Source organism: Alkanindiges illinoisensis (assembly GCF_004377485.1).
Classification (GTDB): Bacteria; Pseudomonadota; Gammaproteobacteria; order Pseudomonadales; family Moraxellaceae; genus Alkanindiges; species Alkanindiges illinoisensis_A.
In genome coordinates this window covers 1-17,868 of record NZ_SNTY01000033.1, presented here as the reverse complement: position 1 = coordinate 17,868, position 17,868 = coordinate 1, and the positions used below count along the sequence as shown (strand labels likewise).

The following is a 17,868-nucleotide window of genomic DNA, read 5'->3' as shown; positions in this document are numbered from 1 at the left end:
CAATCTGTTTTATAGCTTCAGCTTTGAATTCCGCTGTATAAAACTTTGGTTTTTTGCTCATGGTAAACTCCTGATGAGTACGTTTAGTTTACCAAGTGAAAGCTTCCGTTTTTATCAGCACACATCATTATGTCTAAGGACTCACGGTTATAATCATCAATTACGTTGTGAACACGGTAATTACGTCCATCACTGAGTTGATCGTGCATAAAGTCCATTGACCATGATTCATTCTTAGCCATTGGTACCTCAAGGGGTTTAGGTTGTTCTCGCCTAATACGTTTGTTCGGTTTAATGCGAAGGTTAAGTTCAAGCTCCTTATAAATCCGATAAACACGTTTATGGTTCCAAGGGTAGCCTTTGACGTTACGCAGGTATAAAAAGCAAAGCTTAAATCCCCAAGTCTTATTCTCACTGGTGAGCTTGCTCAGCCAGTCTGCGATGATCACATTTTGCTCTTGAATTTGCGCTGTGTAGCGATAACAGGTTTGACTAACTTTAAACATGAGGCAGGCCTTGCTCACCGATATTTTATATTGCTCAACAACTTGCTGAGCAAGTGATTTACGCTGAGTTGGCCTTAAAACTTTTTTGAAAGTGCATCTTGCAGGATATCTGATTTCAGCCGTTCATCCGCATACATACGTTTTAGGCGAGCATTTTCAGCCTCTAGTTCTTTAAGTCTGGTCATCATGGAAAGTTCCATGCCGCCATACTTAGACTTCCACTTGTAAAATGTTGCAGTGCTCATGCCATGTTCGCGACATAGGTTCGGAACAGGAGTTCCTGCTTCAGCTTGTTTCAAAATACTCATGATTAGGCTGTCTGAATATTTAGATGTTTTCATAGAAAATCTCCCTAGATAAAGGTTATTCGATTTTCTACTTTTGAGTTCAATTATTTGCAGGGTGCATTACCAAAGCCTCTTACTACTTTTGAGTATCTTCTGGTTAAACAACTGCTTAATTATAAAAATTTTATTTCATCCTTATCATTTCTGCAAAAAATATAGAATTCTTTAAAGTGGAAAATTTTGATTACCGATTCTATTAATTATTCAGAATTCCTTGTTGTCGCAATTTGTCTAAAATAAATTTTTAACCACCTTGAAAACTTATAAAATTATGTTTACTTAATTCCATATTTCAAATATTATTGAATTATGGAAACTAAATTGATTGTTGCTGCATTGGCAGCACTCGCCCAAGAATCCCGCCTCGCTATTTTCCGTCTATTGGTTCAAGCAGGGCCTGATGGCATGCCTGCTGGCCGTATTAGTGAATCTACTGGGATTGCCCCATCATCCCTGTCTTTTCATCTTAAGGAAATGAGCCATGCTGATATGGTCACTTCAAAGCAAGAGGGGCGCTATGTCATCTATAGTGCCAATTTTGACACCATGAATACCTTGCTGGCTTATCTCACCGAAAACTGTTGTAACGGGGTTCCCTGCACGCCAGAGGTGGGGTGCGACCTCAATCAGACCTGAAAATTTTCAGGGGTTATTATCAGGAAATAAATATGTCCCTTGATCATGCGGTGGATAAGCGCTTTAACGTTTTAATTTTATGCACTGGTAACTCAGCACGTAGCATTATGGCTGAGGCTATTTTCAACAGTTTACCCGACCAAAAATTTCAGGCCTACAGTGCTGGCAGTGATCCCACAGGCGTGATTAATCCCTATGTCATTGAGTTGGTGCAATCTATTGGTTATCCCACTGAAAACCTACGCAGTAAAAGCTGGGATGAGTTTAGTCAGACCAATGCACCGCATATGGATTTTATTTTTACCGTTTGTGATAAAGCGGCTGGCCAGACTTGTCCAGTGTGGCCGGGTCAACCCATTTCAGCACACTGGGGTTTAGAAGATCCTGCCCGCTTTGAGGGTAATCCTGACGAGACACGTAAATATTTCTTAAAGACTTTTCACCAGTTGCGCAATCGTATCCAGATTTTTGCAGCCTTACCCTTGCATACGCTTGAACGCACTTCCTTACAACAGGAATTAAATCAAATCGGGCAACTAACCCTGAGTCCAGAATATGACTAATTCTAAAACTGTGGTGATTTACCATAACCCCAATTGTGGTACCTCACGCAATACACTAGCACTGATCCGTAATACCGGTATTGAACCTGAGATTATTGAATATCTGAATAACCCGCCAAGTCGGGAACAACTGGTGACCCTTATCGCAGGGACAGGCCTAAGTATTCGGGAAGTGCTACGCAAAAATGTTGAGCCATACATCCAGCTTAATCTGGATGATCCGGTATGGACTGATGATCAGCTGCTTGATGCCATGCTTCAGCATCCGATCCTGATTAACCGGCCTATTGTGGTGACTGAACTGGGCATTCGCCTGTGTCGGCCTTCTGAAGTAGTACTGGATATTTTGCCACTGCCTCAATTAAATGCCTTTACCAAGGAAGATGGTGAACGGGTCATTAATGCGGAGGGCAACCGTGTCAACTAAGCCGCATGAGTTACCCAGTCTGGATACTGACCTGTTGCTGGCACCCACCAAGCTACAGGTTGAAACAGATCAGGCGCTGAGTCACCCACCACGTATTTTGATTTTATATGGTTCATTGCGTAAGCGCTCCTATAGCCGTTTTCTGGCATTAGAAGCACAACGCCTGCTGGAATACATGGGCTGTGAGGTTAAGGTATTCCATGCCGATGGCTTGCCTTTACCAGATAGTGAGGATGAAAGCCACGTTAAGGTACAGGAGCTGCGCAGTCTGGCCTTATGGTCAGAAGGCATGGTGTGGTGTACTCCGGAGCGACATGGTGCCATGACCGGCATCATGAAAAGCCAGATTGACTGGATTCCTTTATCACAGGGTGCGGTACGACCCACACAGGGCAAAACCCTTGCACTCATGCAGGTGAGTGGTGGCTCGCAATCATTTAATGCAGTAAACCAGCTACGCATTTTAGGCCGCTGGATGCGCATGTTTACCATTCCCAATCAATCCTCGGTTCCCAAGGCATTCTTGGAGTTTGATGACGGAGGACGGATGAAGCCGTCAGCCCTGTATGACCGGGTGGTTGATGTGATGGAAGAGCTGGTGAAATTTACCCTGTTGCTGCGTGGTCGTCAGGATTATCTGGTAGATCGTTATTCGGAACGTAAGGAATCGGCAGAAGAACTGTCAAAACGGGTTAATCAAAAAAGTATTTAAGTTTTCTATGTTTAAATAATTATCTTGGGGAAATCCATGGGTCAAAAAATCTGGAATGTATTGGTGCTGTGCACGGGCAACTCGGCCCGCAGCATTATGGGGGAAGCACTCATCAATGTGCTGGGACAAGGACGTTTTAAGGCCTATAGCGCGGGTAGCCAGCCCATGGGCCGGGTAAATCCATTTGCGGTTGAACAAGCGCAAACCATTGGCTATGACACCTCAACGGTACGCAGCAAAAGCTGGGATGAGTTCTCACAGCCGGATGCTACTCCCATGGATATTGTGATTACCGTTTGTGATAGCGCAGCGGGTGAAAGCTGTCCATTATGGCGCGGTAGCCCCATCAAGGTACACTGGGGTTTTGCTGATCCCTCGCATGTGAATGGCAACGATGACGATAAACGTACGGCCTTTACTAAAACCTTTGCACAAATCCGCAAAAAAGTAGAAGCCCTCATGCAGTTGCCAATTGATCAGCTAACCACCGGACAACTGACCACTGAATTACAAGCCATTGGCGATACTGAGGTTTAAAAAGGATATAAGCCATGAGCATTTTTGAACGCTACCTGACGGTCTGGGTTTTCCTGTGCATTATCGTTGGCATTGCTTTAGGCCAGTTTTTTCCGAGTTTGTTTCAAGCCATTGGACATATGGAAATTGCCAAGGTGAACCTACCCGTGGGTCTGCTGATCTGGGTAATGATTATTCCCATGCTGCTTAAAGTGGACTTTTCAGCGCTTATGGATGTGCGCCATCATGTCAAAGGCATCGGGGTGACGCTATTTGTTAACTGGCTGGTAAAACCCTTTTCCATGGCTTTTCTGGCTTGGCTGTTTATCCGGCATATTTTTGCCCCATGGCTACCGGCTGATCACTTGGATAGTTATATTGCCGGGCTCATTCTGCTGGCAGCAGCACCTTGTACCGCAATGGTGTTTGTCTGGAGTCGGCTGACCAATGGCGATCCGCTGTTTACACTGTCCCAAGTGGCATTGAATGATGCCATTATGGTGGTGGCCTTTGCACCCATTGTGGCTTTACTGCTGGGCTTATCAGCCATTATTGTGCCTTGGGATACGTTGATTATCTCCGTCGTGCTGTACATTATCGTACCGGTGATCATTGCCCAGCTCTTACGCAAAGTCTTATTGCAAAAAGGCCAAGCCAGTTTTGATCGTGCGATGGAAATGATTAGTCCGTGGTCGATTACTGCTTTACTGGCAACGCTGGTTTTACTGTTTGCCTTTCAGGGTCAGGCGATTATTGAGCAACCGCTGGTCATTGCCTTGCTGGCAGTGCCGATTTTAATTCAGGTGATTTTTAATTCATCACTGGCTTACTGGCTCAACCGCGCTGTGGGTGAAAAGCACAATATCGCCTGCCCTTCAGCCTTAATTGGTGCATCCAATTTCTTTGAGCTGGCAGTTGCCGCGGCGATTAGCCTGTTTGGTTTTCATTCCGGTGCAGCATTAGCCACCGTAGTTGGTGTATTGATTGAAGTACCCCTGATGCTAGTCGTAGTACGCGTAGTGAATCAAACCAAAGGCTGGTACGAAAGAGGCTAAAAGTAATTGATTATTACAAAGCTTTCGTTAACGAAAGCTTTGTAAACATTAGAACTAAGACAATCTTAATCCCCTATTTTGTTTTTGCTCAGGATGCCGGATCAGCTTTTTAACGAGAGTTTCCGGCTCTACACTATTGCTCTCTACCTGTTGCTGGGTGGCGGCAATACTATGTTCTACCACTTTTGCCTTATTTTCCTGAAGCTGGGCAATGGCCAGGGCTTGCCGTAACTGGGTTTTTACCACTTCAACGCCCTGACTACGCTTTAAGTCGTTCCAGTCCGTACCCTTATCATCTGCCTTAAACTTTGGAGTTAGCACAAAACCCTGGTTGGCTCGAGCGGCCTGCTGTGCCTTTTCAATGCCCACGTTTAAGTTATGGGTATGCCCGGCTGCCCGGCGCTCTGCTTCCTTGACATGATCATTGTCTGCGGCAATATACAGCTTACCCGGCTCATATTGCTCACGCAGGGTCATGGCCACTGCATTAAGGTTTCCTGAATCAAAGGCAACCGCAACAACCTGATTGGTGACTTCGCGTAGGGTTGCAGCAGTTGCAAAACCCTCGGCAGCAATGATCGGTTTGCCCGGCTCAGGCTGGCCAAGCAAAAAGAAGTTTCCTGATTTCTTGCCGTCTTTTAAGAATGACTTAAACCCATTATGGCCAATCGTCTGCATCGTCCATAACTTTCCTTGAGCATCGTATGCCGGAACAATAAGATCACCCTTAGTTAAAACGATTGCATCAGGATGGGCTTCACGAAGTTCTTTAGACTGCTTCCAGTCATTGCCGATCAGGATGCCTTTGTCGGCCAGTTGCTGATTACCTTCAGGTACTATTTTTAAGCCATGTGGTAAAACATCTTTTTCCTGTAAGTAACGATGGGTAATGCACGGTTCGGCAAAATCCATAATCAGTTCGGCTTTTTCTGCAACCTGCTCATATAAATGTTCTTGCTGGGTCGCATTATTCTGGCGACGCTGGGCAGCTTCAGCACGTAGTCTTGCAGTATTAACAGCTCCATCCAGCTTGCCGGTTGATTTCCATTTTTGCTCAAGGCCAGTTCTAAAATTCTTGATATAACCGGCTGGCCGTCCATCCAAATGACCTTTATAGGCTCCACTTAGCTCTGATGATGTATCGCCTTCCACCCGGACACGTTGCAACTTGCCGTCCATCTGGGGTTCGCCCTCAATCACTAAACCGGCTTCACGCAAGGCAGCGGCAAATTCAACGCGCGGATCAGCCACTTGCTGATGTGGTAAGTCCATATGAACATGATGGTCAGTATAGGGCTGGTTTTCAGGTAGCCAGTTCTGAAGTGGCGTTAAATCGGTGCCTTCAGGGGCATACCACAATTTTTGTTCATTGTCCCATCTGGCACCGCACTCTTTGGCAGCGTCACGTTCCTCATATGGAACTGCAAGAAAAACATTGTGTTCACTGGTATTTTCTTTTAGCTCAACCGGCAATACCGGCACAGTGATGAGTAGGGTATTATCCGTATCACCGGGCAACCATTTGCTAAAGGGTTCCTGACTGGTATCGGCAGCGATATACCAGGCTTTTTCCTTATCATCCCATTTTGCGCCCAAGGCCTTTACGCTTTCCTTATCGGCAAACGGAACGGTTAGATAAACTTTCTGGCTGCTGGCCTGACTGGGTTCAGGATTAATGGTATTGGTTGCTTCAGGCTTATTGTCCGATGCTATCCATTTATTAAATGACACATTATTTTGATCGCTCATAATATACCAAGCCTTTTCTTTTTTATCCCATTTGGCCCCTAGCCCTTTCACCTCATTTTTCTCATGGTAGGGTACATCTAAATAGATTTTCTCACGTTTCGCTAAACCGGTAACTGATGCCTCAATGTGAACGCCGCTAAAGAACGTCTCCAAGGCCTCTCGCTTGTCCTGTGTGCCATTATCCCGGATCGGTTCTCCTGCACTGTCAAAGATCGTAACCTGCCATTGGCCTGCTGCTTGGGCTGACTTCTCAACCAGAATATGACCGCCGTCTGTATGGGGAAGTGAAATGCCGGTAAATTTAGGATTATCAAAATTTTCCCGGATCAGGTTATCCAGGATACTTTGACGATAGGGTGCATTTTCTGACTGGTAAAATTCGCCCTGCTTGTCGAATTCGGCCAGTGTGGTCAGGCCTGCCAGTAAAGACTGGTTGCGCTCATCGTTAGGTACTTTGGCAAGCTGGGTGATTTTCTGGTCAAAATCCTTTTGCAGTGCCGCCCTTAAACTGTCCTGCTGCCAGACTTCGTCTGACGTGTAACCTGTACCCTGGGTTCGTACCTGATCAAATTGCGTTAAGACTTTGCCGTCTACTTCCATCAGGGACTGCACACCGGTTTTCCGGTCTTGGTCGTAATATTCGATCAGGTAGGGGGATGCGCCCTCGCTGGTATCCGGGTTTCTGCTCACATCGGCACTGTAGCCCATGTTTTGAGCATATTGGCTAATGTGATTCCATGAATCCAGTGGATTTGACAAACCCGGATAACTGGCCTTATGTGTGGCAAACTCATCTAGTAAACTGGTATCAACAGGGTTAACCGGTTTTAGCCGGTTTTCATGCCGATCTATCATGTCTATCAGGATAGGCCCAATGACTTCAGCAATATTGGTGTTGTATGGCAGGATTTGATTATTTTCAATTGCCCGGACAAAGCCATTACCGCCAATGGTGTTTGAAAAAGGCAGGATGCCACTATCGTTAAAATAATTGACCTCAATCTTGGACAGGGCAATATTGTCCGGGTTTTCTTCAATGTTAAGCTTTGCAGTATATCCCCTGCTTTTTGCAGCCTGCTCCAAAAGTTGCCAGGCCTGTAATGGGCTGGTCAGTGCCAAATTGTCAACTGACTGGTAAGACTGATCAATTTTCGTTAACGAAAGTATGGACTGATCTTCAGTCTGGGTCTGTTCCTGTTGTTGCTGTAATGCCATAACAAACTTGGTTATTTGCTCAGCATCACGCGCTGCCCTGAAAATTTCCTTGGGGTCGTTCTCAAGCACTTTTACCCAGCTTTGCAGATAAGCAACATGCTGGCCGGGGTCGTGGCCAATCTGCAACTCCTGCCCGATCATCATGGAAGCAATTTCAGCGCGTAACTCCTCTTTGGCGTAGCTCTCACTGCCAAAGCCACCGGTTAAATCACGATTTAACCGGCTGGGATGGCCAGTCGCATGGCCAAGCTCATGTAGTGCTGTCGCATAATATTTATCGCCACTATCAAATTGCTGGCGTTCCGGCATAGTGATTCTATCTAAACCTGGAGAATAGTAGGCCTTATCACCACTTAGATGCCGGATCGGTACACCGGACGCATTTAAAATCTGTTCGGCCTGCTGGTGACGCTCCCATTCTTCCTTGACCGGAATGGTGTGTGTCAGTGGGGGCAGGCCGTCAACCTGATTGGCATTAAAGACTGTCGCAAAAAATACCTGGGGGCGCTCAAGCTGGATTCTTATTTTTTTAGGTTTACCATGTTCATCCAGTACCGGCTTGTTATTTTCATCCTTGATAACTTTTTCATCAAAAAATTTCCAGTAATGAATGGATGTGCCTTTTTCACCCTTTTTAACCTGGCCACCTAAGCCTTGTGCCTGCTTATAGGTCATCCAGCGCGGATCGTCATACCCCTGGTATTCAGCCTTGGACATAAGGTTAATCAGGTTCATGCCATTATAGGGTTTAGCGGTTACTACATTGATCGGCAAACTGGCATTGGGTACACCAGGCTGCCAGGGTTTTTGCCAGGGTGCGGTATTGCTTTTAATCTGCTCAATTAGTCGGCTGGCCAGCTCATCAACATACTCTTTTTTCATGGCTGCTCCCCACTATCTGCAATTGCATCTTCCCATGCACTTGCCACTTCACGGGGATCACTGGCCACTGCACCCCACGCATCCGCTTCATCCGGGTCAAATTCTACCAGTACACCCGGAACACCCAGCATATTCTGGTCACTGGTGATAACCGGTTCCTGCATTTGTGTATCTAAAAGTTCAGTATCAAATTTTTGGTCTTTAGGCATTGGCATAATATTGCTCCTGTTTTAATGGCCATACGGCTATTGCTGTTTTAATTACTATCGGGCTTACGGGTTGGACGAACAAAAATGGTGGTGTCATTACCATAAATCTGGGGGGTTAAATCCTCACGGATAACGGCCTGGTTCATTGTTGTATTCGGTGTATAGCTAACTGTTGTCGTTGTAGCTCTGGATGGTTTGTAATACTTGGCCACATAGCCGTTTCGCAAGCCCTTGGTTAAATTACCGGTGTTATAGGCACTCAAGGCCGCTTTTAGGGCTGCCTGCCCTTCACCATGAATCAGCTTTGCCCGGTCATAACCATCATTCAATAGACGGGCGCTCAAGCGTAAATTGGTGCAGGGTTCAATGACCTGCTCCACACTATAGCCCCAGCGCATAAAATTACGGCTGTTAATCTGGGTAAAACCAACATCAACGCTATAGCCTTTGGCTATCCATTTTCTGGCAATAGCGATAGCTTCCTCTTTGGTTCTGGGTTTGACGCGAGGCCCATTATTAATATTAATTGCATTGGGGTTATAGGTACTTTCGACTTCAATCACTTTGGTAATGGTTTGCGGGTGAACATCAGCAGCACACGCTAAAACATCAGCAGGGATAATCATTATTCATTCCTATGACTAGGTTAAACATTGTTGTTTTGAGTGCGAGACTTTACCGGTTATCCAGCAAAATTTTTTGACTTTACTCACCCATAGCGGCCTGGTTTCCCCAAGGATTGCGCTCATGGGAATTGCCCCAAGGTAACGGCTGTCATAACTGGCCTTGTTATACGTGGACACTGCCCAGAAGGTTCCGGGCGCAACCAGATAAGTACCTAAGCCCACACTGGGGATTACATGGCCATACGCATCACGATGGATACGGCCTGCCATTTTCCGGCCATTGACATAAATCGCGTCACTGGTGAGCTGTACCGTGTCGCCGGGCAAGGCGGCAATGGGTTTGGTAAAACTGTCTACCGGCTCGCTACAGCGTCTTAGCCAGCGCAGATTCTGATTGCCCAGGTGATAATTTGCTTTTACATATTCACTTAAAGTTGGACAAAATGTGACAATGCGCCCGTGCTCTAAAATGACCGGCTGCTTGCTGATGTACCATAAGCCGGGTGGCAAGCTGTCCGATACATTCACCAGCAGGTTGGACTGGCTTAAAGCCAGCGCAACCAGCCCAAAACCGAATAAGGCAATGACCAGCTTGTGACGCCGAATGCCCTGTAATATCGGCTTCATGTCCCCTCACCCATCACAAATTCATCAACTGCCAGATGCGACGCCTGCGTAGTACCGGTACGCTGCCGGATGGTCTGGGATTCTTTTAAGGCAGGAACCTTAACCCGCTTTTGAAATGTCGGATCAATAAAGAACAGGGATTGTTCCCCATAGACCGGGTTATTACCCGCGACAAAAACCAGCAAATCACCGGATTCTACAATTTTAAGTCCATCCGGGCTTTTCTTGGGGGCTTTTAGTCGTAGGCATTCATCAGGGGTTAATAGGGGACGAGCAAACGAATGAAATGTCCGGTTAACATTGCCCATGACGGCACCAAACCGGTTGCCACTGGTTGAGATTTCTTCTGAGTGCTGGGTTTTCTGGCCAGACATTTTAGAAAGCCATTCTGCGGTTTCCAGTTTATTAGGGGCATAGGCAATACGGACATGGCAATTTGCAGAAATGGTTTCCTCACGGCCATACGCATCACTGGCACGTAACTGTTCAATATCCTGGGCAATCAGGTAGGCCTTAATGCCATAACCAGCAATATAAGGCAGTGCATCTTCAAAGACTTTCAAGCGGCCAAAGCCTGGGAATTCATCCAGCATCATTAAAAGCCGGTGTTTATGGGCTGCTTTAGCTGCACCATCAGCACCTATTTTCATTTCATCGCGGATCAGTACCCGTAGAATCTGGGTCAGCATCAGGCGGATTAATGGTTTTAACCGGTCTTTATCCCCTGGGCGTACTACAAGGTATAAGGAAACCGGTTTATCCGCATCCATCAGGTCTGAAACGGTAAAGTCACTGTATTTGGTGTTTTTCTCTACAATCGGATCACGATACAGGGTTAAAAAGGATCTCGCTGTTGAAATAATCGAGCCACGTTCCTCTTCAGGGGTGTTCTGCATATCGCGCGCTGGTGACGCAATATTAATATGTGCTGCTTCATTTTCACCATACTGGTTAAACAGCATGGCATTCCAAAGCTCATCAATCGGCTGGCTTGGGTCTGAAATGGTCATGGCCACTTCACTAAGGCTCGCAATACCGCCGGTTTCTTCCTTTACCCGGTACAGGGTATAAAGGATCACACCAACCAGTAAGGCGCTACCGGTCTTTGACCAGTGGTCATTTAAGCCCTTCCCTTCGGGATCAACCAGGATCGTGACAAGATTCTGTGTGTCACTGACTTCATACGGTGTCCCCAAGCGAATCTCGGCCAGTGGATTAAAACTGGCACTGCCATGTTCAGCAGCCGGGTCAAACTTAATGCATATATTATTGGCATACTGGCTGCGCCAGCCTGACGTCATTGCCCATAACTCGCCTTTCATATCACTGATCAGCATCGAATGCGGCCAGGATAAGGTTGTGGGAACCACAAGGCCGACCCCTTTACCCGAACGGGTTGGCGCAATACCAATCACATGCTCAGGGCCATTGTGCCTTAAATAATGCAAACGTCCTTGTTTATCGCGGATTGCGCCAACATAAACGCCCTCGCCTTTTTTACCTTTTTGCGGTAATAAGCCCATATCCGGCAGCTCATCAAACTCTGCCCAGCGTGCCGAACCATGAATATCCTTATTCTTGCGTGATGACTTGGTAATCAGGCCAATGGTAAAGACTGTAACCAGGAATAACAGGCCTTCAGCAATCAGGACACAAATAATCACCAAATCCAGTTTTGGCCGTAAACCCTGACCAACGGGGACGTTATACTGTAAATACCAGACTAAAAACTTATAGGGGGCATACAGTGAGCCAACCAGCGGTTTGCCCAAGGCAGGATGATGGTTAAAAATAGTCACCATCTTTTGTGTGGCCGCACTACCAACCACCATAAAAGAAAAAATTAAAAACAGCATACCCATTAAATAAACCAGAGGTGCTGAAATACGCTTATTCTGACTTTCTAAGTCTTTCATCTTGATTTACCTCGTTTTATTGCTTCATCTTGTTGATTTGATTGTTGTGGCGGTTGTTTGGCAAGCTCACCCATTTTGCGGGTGCGAATTTTTTCCATATCCTGATTGGCAAATGTGACATTTAAACGGTGCTCTACGGCTGCCTCAATCAGTGCATTTTTAAAATCATCACTGCCATTAATTTCTAATGGGCGCGCGCCAAACTTATCCTTGGCCATTGTCAGGGCTAAAAATGCGGCAGGCTGGGTAATCTGCTCCACCTGTAAATCCGCTTCCCGGTCAACAATGCTGCCCCCATCCCGAAGCTGATAGACGATCGAGCCGTTTTTTCTCACTTCTGGTTTTAAGGAATGGTAAATAAACGTCTTTTCCGGCAAGCCTAGAATCTGGTTATCAAAGAGTTTAAATTTATCCTTAGCCCGTTTACGCAAGCTTTCAACCGCCAGCTCATCGCCTTTTAATGCCTGCTGTTTTAGGAACTGTGGCCAGTCGAGTAATTTGGGTATGGCCTCACGCTGCTGTGCCTGTTTTTGCTTGAATTGCTGAACAAATGCCTGACGTTCATTAGCCAGTTTTTTCCACTCCAGCTTACGGTCTGCACTGCGTAATTTTGATTTTTTGATAATCTGGCTACGGGCTTGATGCCAGTGTTGCAACTGCTGGTAGAATTTTGCACTTTCAGATTGTAGGGATGCCCTGATCTGCCGCTGCCTGATTTGGCGGTTTTTGCGATCTACCAAATAAGAGGAATATAGGGGACTACCCTTTTTGCTGGCCAGTGGCTGCTGATGATTCTGATAGCTTAGGCCTGCTGCATTTCTGCCCATGCGATTTCTAGTCCATCGCAATCTTGCAAATTGTTCGGCTCTTTTTTGCTGTATGTCTCTAATCTCATCACCCGACAAAAGCATTTCACTTCCTGACTGTTGACGAACCATATCGCCCCCGGACAGCGAACGCACAGTGTCAAGGGACGCTTGGCCATTGGTAAGCGAGCGATGACCTTGCTCATCCATTCGGAAGGCTCCAAATGCGTCACGTCTCCCTGCTCTGCCATGACCATCTCCTGTAACTGAAATTCCAGCGTTTCCAGGGTCTGTTCCGGCTCTACTGGCTCTATCGTTTCCAAGGCTTGCAGTGGTGTCTGCGGGTCTATCTCGGTGCTCATGGTTAAACTCCTCAAACTCACCTAAATGATCGGTTAATTTTTTAAATGAAAATTCCCTGGCAATGCTGGATGCTTTTATGGCAATGCCTTCACTGTTTTTAACCACAAGCCCTGCCCCACGCTTGGCAATTATTAAGTCATGGTCGGCTAATAGCGCGTGCATTCCCTGCCAGCTTGTCGCCTCTTTCATTTTTTCTTTCAAATTTTCGTTAACGAAAGAAATAAGGCTTTGCTCATCATTAAAGATTTCTTGGCTGCTGGCTTGGGTTTGATTTTTACTGGTGTGGTTGGTTTTGGTAAGACCATATTTTGCCTCGATGACCTCACACTCTGCCATTAAGGTCTTATAGTCATAAAATGGCTCAATATTATTGTAGGTTTCAGGGTGAATCTTATTGATCAGGATATGTAAATGCAGATGGTCAGTGTCATTATGGGTTGCCGATACCCGTTGATGTTCGCTAAAGCCAATCGACGCGCATAGATCATGTTCGATATTTTCTAAAATATGCGCGTCAGGCTTTTCATGGATGGGAAAGGAAATAATTAGATGATAATTTTTATCCGATTTGGAACGGGTGTTTATGGCTTGCAGGGCTTCCATTTCAATTAAGGCCATGTCCAAATCCTGACTGGCTAAATTGGTAAAACGGATATCCCCTACTTTTGTTCCAGCATCCACGCCCTGCAAAGCTGAACGGTTTTTCACGTCCACAATGTAGCAGTAAGTTTTGACTAAACTACGACTAGCACTTTTCTTTGCACGCTTGGCAATCATTTCCTGATTCTCGTAACCTCAATTTTAAGTTGCATCTGCAACTCGCCAATTTGATGCAGCAGCTCATTAATCTGTGGCCGGTGCGCTTTTGCATCCAGATGCTTGCCTTCATCCGTTAACAGCAGTTTTAACAAACCACCTAAACGCCCTAAGTCGGCATTGATCCTGACCAGCTCAAGGACGGCTTTGGCATCGCTCGTGGATTTTGGCTGATAGCCTAAACTCACATCCCGAATGTAATTTGATACCGATAAGCTGCACTGTTTGGCCTTTTCCTCAAGCAGTAACTTTTCTTCAGGTAAAAAATAACTGGGGACTGATACCCGGTTCCGCTTGCCCTTTTTCGGCCCCGCTTCCTGTTCGCTATCGACCATCGTGACAACCCTAAAAACCCAAAACGCACATTCTTTATAAATCTTGCTCAATGAGCAAGATTTTGTTTTACCGACAGGTAAAACCGACCCCGTAGGGCAAGATGACACGTTGAGCAAAAAGCGAATAAGTGTAGGTGTTGTCATGGTACATGCTTGCATGTAATATTACAACACACATCTTGCCTTCCAATATTAAACTGTAATCGCCTATAAACGCTTATAATAGACTATAATCGCCTAGGGGATGATCAGAAACACCAAAAGGGGGATTTATCGCCTATAAAAGCTTAAAATCGCTTATAGAACGAAAATGTAATAGTTTATGAGCATATAAACGCTTAAAATCGCTTATAGAAGCATATAAACGCTGATAACAAGGTCAAGATGAAACAAAGAGCTAGGCGAAACACCGGGCTAAAACTTTGGCTCCAGAATTTTGAAAAATTTAATGAATTATTCCTTCAGGGATACTCATTACTGGATATTTATGAGGAATTGCCAACGGTGAAAGAAGGCCTGTCCTATAGCCAGTTTCAACGAATCAGTGCGGCTAAAGGCTATACCCAGACTGCGCGCAAGACATTAAGCCAGCTAAAAATTGCACCGGTGGCCAGTTCCCCTGACTGGCCATTGGCCTCTGAAGGCTTGCCAAAAAATGATGTACCCCATAATGAAAGTTCACCCGCGCTCAAGAAAAAAACCGGGAACGATAGCAGCATAAAAAGTTTTAACTTTGATCCAAACCCAAACCCTGACAATTTAATCTGAGGATAAATAATGAGTACAGAAAATCATAAACCGGCTGAAGTTAATCTGATCTTGCAAGGCAAGGGTGGTGTCGGAAAAAGTTTTATCGCCTCAATCCTGGCGCAATATTATTTAGAAAAAAATGAAACGCCGCTGTGCATTGACACTGATCCGGTGAATGCAACCTTTTTAGGCTATAAGGCATTAAATGCCCATCGCATTGAGCTGATGCGCGAAAATAATGTGATTGATACCCGTCAATTTGACAGCATGATGGAAATGATCATTGATAGCTCACAGGACGTGATTGTCGATAATGGGGCAGCTTCATTTATTCCATTATTCGGTTATCTGGTAGAAAACAATGCAATGGAAATGCTCAAGGACTGTGGCAAGCAGGTCGTGATCCATAGCGTCATTACCGGTGGCCAGGCCTTGATGGATACCCTAAACGGATTTTCGCAAATGGTGAACAATACGCCGCCTTATGTGAAAAATGTGGTTTGGCTCAATGAATACTTTGGCAAAGTAGAGGTACAAGATAAAAGCTTTGAAAAGCTAAAGGCCTATACCGATAACAAGGATAAAGTGTCCGGTATTATTACGATCCCTAAACGGGCCGCCCAGACGTTTGAGCAGGATATTCAGCTCATGCAGGATAAACGCCTTACGTTCAATGAAGCAATTACATCAAGTGAATTTGAACTGATGGCCAAGCAGCGCCTTAAAATGATCAAGAAAAGCTTGTTTGAGCAACTTGATATTGTGATGTAGGTGACCTATGAATGAGGATTTTATAGCTGAGCTGATCGCTGAAGTCGCCAAGAAGCATCATGTATTACTGGATAAATCAGATCCAATTTTAGTAACACTCACGCTCAATGAATTACTATTGAAACGCTATATCTCAGATTTTCAGCTTAAAATGGATGAATATGAGCAATCCATAGCAATCCTGCAAAGTGATTCCATAGAGGCCTCAAAAAAAATCGCAAGCCAGCTTATCACTGAAAGCGGCCAGTACATGAAGCAGCAGTTTCAAAAGTCTGTCGATGAGGTCTGCGATCAGATTAAGGCAATTCAGGTTCAGCAAGCCCAGCAAGTTATCAACCCTAAGCCTGAGCTGGACAGGGTAACGTTACTGCTATACGGGCTAATTGGCCTATGTGCGCTTATTTTATTGGCTCTCATTATAATTTTCTTCAAAATCTGATTGACAAATGAAGTAAAACTCACCAATAGACTTTCGTTAACGAAAGTCTATTGCTCATTGGCAAGATTAAAAGCATAGCCAACCAGCGTGTTGTAATTAAAAATCACGTTTTTATCTTTAGTCACTTCCAAAGATAACCGGTAAATCAATAAATCCGGTGAAACTTTCGCACGTTTTGCGATTTCATACAGATACTTTAAGCCTTCAACCTGATTTTTACGGTTATCAAAATCCGTCAGTGTCGGCTTGATGATTTTATAATTGGCTTGGTTGATGCCTGTGTTGATAAAATCCTGCAATTCCTGATTCGGACTGGTTCCAGCCACTTTTCCAGTACCAGCAGGCTTATCAAGCGTGAGCTGTTTTGGTTTTTCAGCAAAATCAAATTTCAGGCCGGTAACTTTTCGTCCCGTTCTGACATTTTCATAATTGACCATAATGTCGGTGTGGGTATTGATCTGGTCAACAGCAATGTCAATCACACGGGCTTTTAAATCCTTAATATCGTCGTATTTACCCACCACATTAAAGAAAATACGGATTTGCTCCAGTGTCAGGATCAGCACTTTATCCTTAAAGTTTTCCTTTCTTAAAAACCGGTAAAACTCCATTGCGTACAGGCTATCGAGTTTCATCAGATAGCCAATCTTGTTAACTGTGAAATTGCCGTTAACCAGCTTGGTAAAATGCGGTATGACTTCCGGGGTAAAGCGCAACTCTAAAGCATGTTCATCCTTATAATAGCGAATACCACTTAATACCGGCACCACAGTGATTGAATCACGTTTGGGATTGTTTAGGTTTTTTTCCTCAAACTCAACCGATCTGCCTTTAAGGGTTTCAATCGCCCTGAACATGACCTTTTTTGCAGATTCTTCTTTCTGGCCAGTTAACTCGGCAAAGTTTTTGGAATGCACTTTGACATAGACATTGCTGTCAAAATTTCTCATGTTTCTGGCAGCCACCATTGCCAGATAAATGATCTTGATTTCGTTAATAGTGACTTCGATATTGGTATCTACCAGTAAATTGCTGGTAACCAGTAAATCGTCCGGTTGCACATATAAGGCGAGTTGGCTGTTACTGTTTTCCGCCATTATTTTTATCCATTCATTCTTTGACTAACACTATTGTAAACCTAAAAAAGGAATAATTGAATTATAAAGTCCTTTTTTGAAAAAAAATTATACGGGATAGAATGTTAGACAAATTATATACTTTAAATCATTAGCTTATAATATTAGGGATAATTGCAAAATTCGGGACAAAAGGTAGTGTTCAAAAAACTGTGTCATTTCCCTACACTGTTAAAAACAGGAATGACACATTATGGCAAATCCCTTTGACTTTGAAACAGCCTTAAAACAACTCCAGTCAGGTCAAGCATTGACTGGAGAAAATGGTATATTAACGCCACTCATTAAGCAGCTTACAGAAGCGGCTCTTGAAGCAGAAATAGAGAATTACATTGCAGAGCATCCGAAACAAGGAAATCGCCGCAATGGTTATACTCGTAAGACTGTAAAATCCACATCAGGCTCATTTGAACTGGAAACTCCTCGTGACCGTACAGGTGAGTTTGAGCCACAGTTGGTGAAGAAG

Annotated in this window: 18 protein-coding genes and 1 pseudogene; 10 read left to right on the top strand and 9 right to left on the bottom strand. The window is 44.8% G+C overall.

The features are described 5' to 3' along the window. Positions 1 to 128: 128 nt before the first annotated feature. A pseudogene (locus E2B99_RS08880) lies at positions 129 to 847 on the bottom strand (transposase); the annotation flags it as partial. 315 nt (positions 848 to 1,162) lie between these two features. Between E2B99_RS08880 and E2B99_RS08875 the strand changes: the two are divergent. The 6 genes from E2B99_RS08875 to arsB are packed head-to-tail and all read left to right on the top strand — an operon-like array spanning position 1,163 to position 4,762. Then, positions 1,163 to 1,489, top strand: coding sequence for an ArsR/SmtB family transcription factor (locus E2B99_RS08875; protein WP_134244634.1), 327 nt, complete (start codon positions 1,163 to 1,165; stop codon positions 1,487 to 1,489). A 32-nt stretch (positions 1,490 to 1,521) separates the two neighbouring features. Further along, positions 1,522 to 2,052, top strand: coding sequence for an arsenate reductase ArsC (locus E2B99_RS08870; RefSeq protein ID WP_134244633.1), 531 nt, complete (start codon positions 1,522 to 1,524; stop codon positions 2,050 to 2,052). Beyond that, positions 2,045 to 2,479: an arsenate reductase (glutaredoxin) gene (arsC, locus tag E2B99_RS08865; protein WP_026471965.1), complete on the top strand. Its 435-nt coding sequence runs from the start codon at positions 2,045 to 2,047 to the stop codon at positions 2,477 to 2,479. Before E2B99_RS08870 ends, arsC begins: the two co-directional genes overlap by 8 nt. Next, positions 2,469 to 3,191 (top strand): arsenical resistance protein ArsH, encoded by a 723-nt coding sequence (arsH, locus tag E2B99_RS08860; protein ID WP_430981466.1) that lies wholly within the window; start codon positions 2,469 to 2,471, stop codon positions 3,189 to 3,191. Before arsC ends, arsH begins: the two co-directional genes overlap by 11 nt. 36 nt (positions 3,192 to 3,227) lie before the next feature. Then, on the top strand, positions 3,228 to 3,728 hold the full coding sequence (locus tag E2B99_RS08855; protein WP_134244631.1) for an arsenate reductase ArsC: 501 nt from the start codon (positions 3,228 to 3,230) through the stop codon (positions 3,726 to 3,728). A 14-nt stretch (positions 3,729 to 3,742) separates the two neighbouring features. Then, positions 3,743 to 4,762, top strand: coding sequence for an ACR3 family arsenite efflux transporter (gene arsB / locus E2B99_RS08850; RefSeq protein WP_134244630.1), 1,020 nt, complete (start codon positions 3,743 to 3,745; stop codon positions 4,760 to 4,762). Positions 4,763 to 4,816: 54 nt separating this feature from the next. Here the strand turns inward: arsB and E2B99_RS14605 are convergent, their stop codons facing one another. From E2B99_RS14605 to E2B99_RS14745, 7 genes are read right to left on the bottom strand one after another with little or no spacing between them, the layout of a single operon-like run. Continuing rightward, on the bottom strand, positions 4,817 to 8,608 hold the full coding sequence (locus tag E2B99_RS14605) for a DUF5710 domain-containing protein (protein WP_166739019.1): 3,792 nt from the start codon (positions 8,606 to 8,608) through the stop codon (positions 4,817 to 4,819). Further along, a complete protein-coding gene (locus E2B99_RS08840; RefSeq protein ID WP_026471961.1) occupies positions 8,605 to 8,823 on the bottom strand; it encodes a hypothetical protein in 219 nt (72 codons plus the stop codon). Before E2B99_RS08840 ends, E2B99_RS14605 begins: the two co-directional genes overlap by 4 nt. A gap of 41 nt (positions 8,824 to 8,864) precedes the next feature. After that, a complete protein-coding gene (locus E2B99_RS08835) occupies positions 8,865 to 9,443 on the bottom strand; it encodes a lytic transglycosylase domain-containing protein (RefSeq protein ID WP_051526878.1) in 579 nt (192 codons plus the stop codon). A 15-nt stretch (positions 9,444 to 9,458) separates the two neighbouring features. Further along, the gene (locus E2B99_RS08830) at positions 9,459 to 10,070 is read right to left on the bottom strand and encodes a S26 family signal peptidase (protein WP_134244629.1); all 612 of its coding nucleotides are present in this window, start codon (positions 10,068 to 10,070) and stop codon (positions 9,459 to 9,461) included. Further along, complete coding sequence (locus tag E2B99_RS08825) at positions 10,067 to 11,986, bottom strand: type IV secretory system conjugative DNA transfer family protein (RefSeq protein ID WP_240687782.1); 1,920 nt, start codon at positions 11,984 to 11,986, stop codon at positions 10,067 to 10,069. The genes E2B99_RS08830 and E2B99_RS08825 overlap by 4 nt, the downstream gene beginning before the upstream one ends. After that, positions 11,983 to 13,932 (bottom strand): TraI/MobA(P) family conjugative relaxase, encoded by a 1,950-nt coding sequence (traI, locus tag E2B99_RS08820; protein WP_134244628.1) that lies wholly within the window; start codon positions 13,930 to 13,932, stop codon positions 11,983 to 11,985. The genes E2B99_RS08825 and traI overlap by 4 nt, the downstream gene beginning before the upstream one ends. Beyond that, on the bottom strand, positions 13,929 to 14,450 hold the full coding sequence (locus E2B99_RS14745; protein WP_205669659.1) for a plasmid mobilization protein: 522 nt from the start codon (positions 14,448 to 14,450) through the stop codon (positions 13,929 to 13,931). The genes traI and E2B99_RS14745 overlap by 4 nt, the downstream gene beginning before the upstream one ends. A gap of 360 nt (positions 14,451 to 14,810) precedes the next feature. Between E2B99_RS14745 and E2B99_RS08810 the strand changes: the two genes are divergently transcribed. From E2B99_RS08810 to E2B99_RS08800, 3 genes are read left to right on the top strand one after another with little or no spacing between them, the layout of a single operon-like run. Beyond that, on the top strand, positions 14,811 to 15,074 hold the full coding sequence (locus tag E2B99_RS08810; protein ID WP_134244627.1) for a hypothetical protein: 264 nt from the start codon (positions 14,811 to 14,813) through the stop codon (positions 15,072 to 15,074). A 9-nt stretch (positions 15,075 to 15,083) separates the two neighbouring features. Then, positions 15,084 to 15,827, top strand: a complete 744-nt coding sequence (locus tag E2B99_RS08805; protein ID WP_134244626.1) for a conjugal transfer protein TraL — start codon at positions 15,084 to 15,086, stop codon at positions 15,825 to 15,827. A 7-nt stretch (positions 15,828 to 15,834) separates the two neighbouring features. Next, complete coding sequence (locus E2B99_RS08800) at positions 15,835 to 16,266, top strand: hypothetical protein (RefSeq protein WP_026471955.1); 432 nt, start codon at positions 15,835 to 15,837, stop codon at positions 16,264 to 16,266. Between the two features lie 47 nt (positions 16,267 to 16,313). Here E2B99_RS08800 and E2B99_RS08795 read toward each other — a convergent pair whose 3' ends face one another. Next, on the bottom strand, positions 16,314 to 17,363 hold the full coding sequence (locus E2B99_RS08795; protein ID WP_134244625.1) for a replication initiation protein: 1,050 nt from the start codon (positions 17,361 to 17,363) through the stop codon (positions 16,314 to 16,316). 232 nt (positions 17,364 to 17,595) lie between these two features. Between E2B99_RS08795 and E2B99_RS08790 the strand changes: the two genes are divergently transcribed. After that, positions 17,596 to 17,868: transposase (locus E2B99_RS08790; RefSeq protein WP_205669658.1), on the top strand; the 273-nt coding region annotated here is incomplete at its 3' end.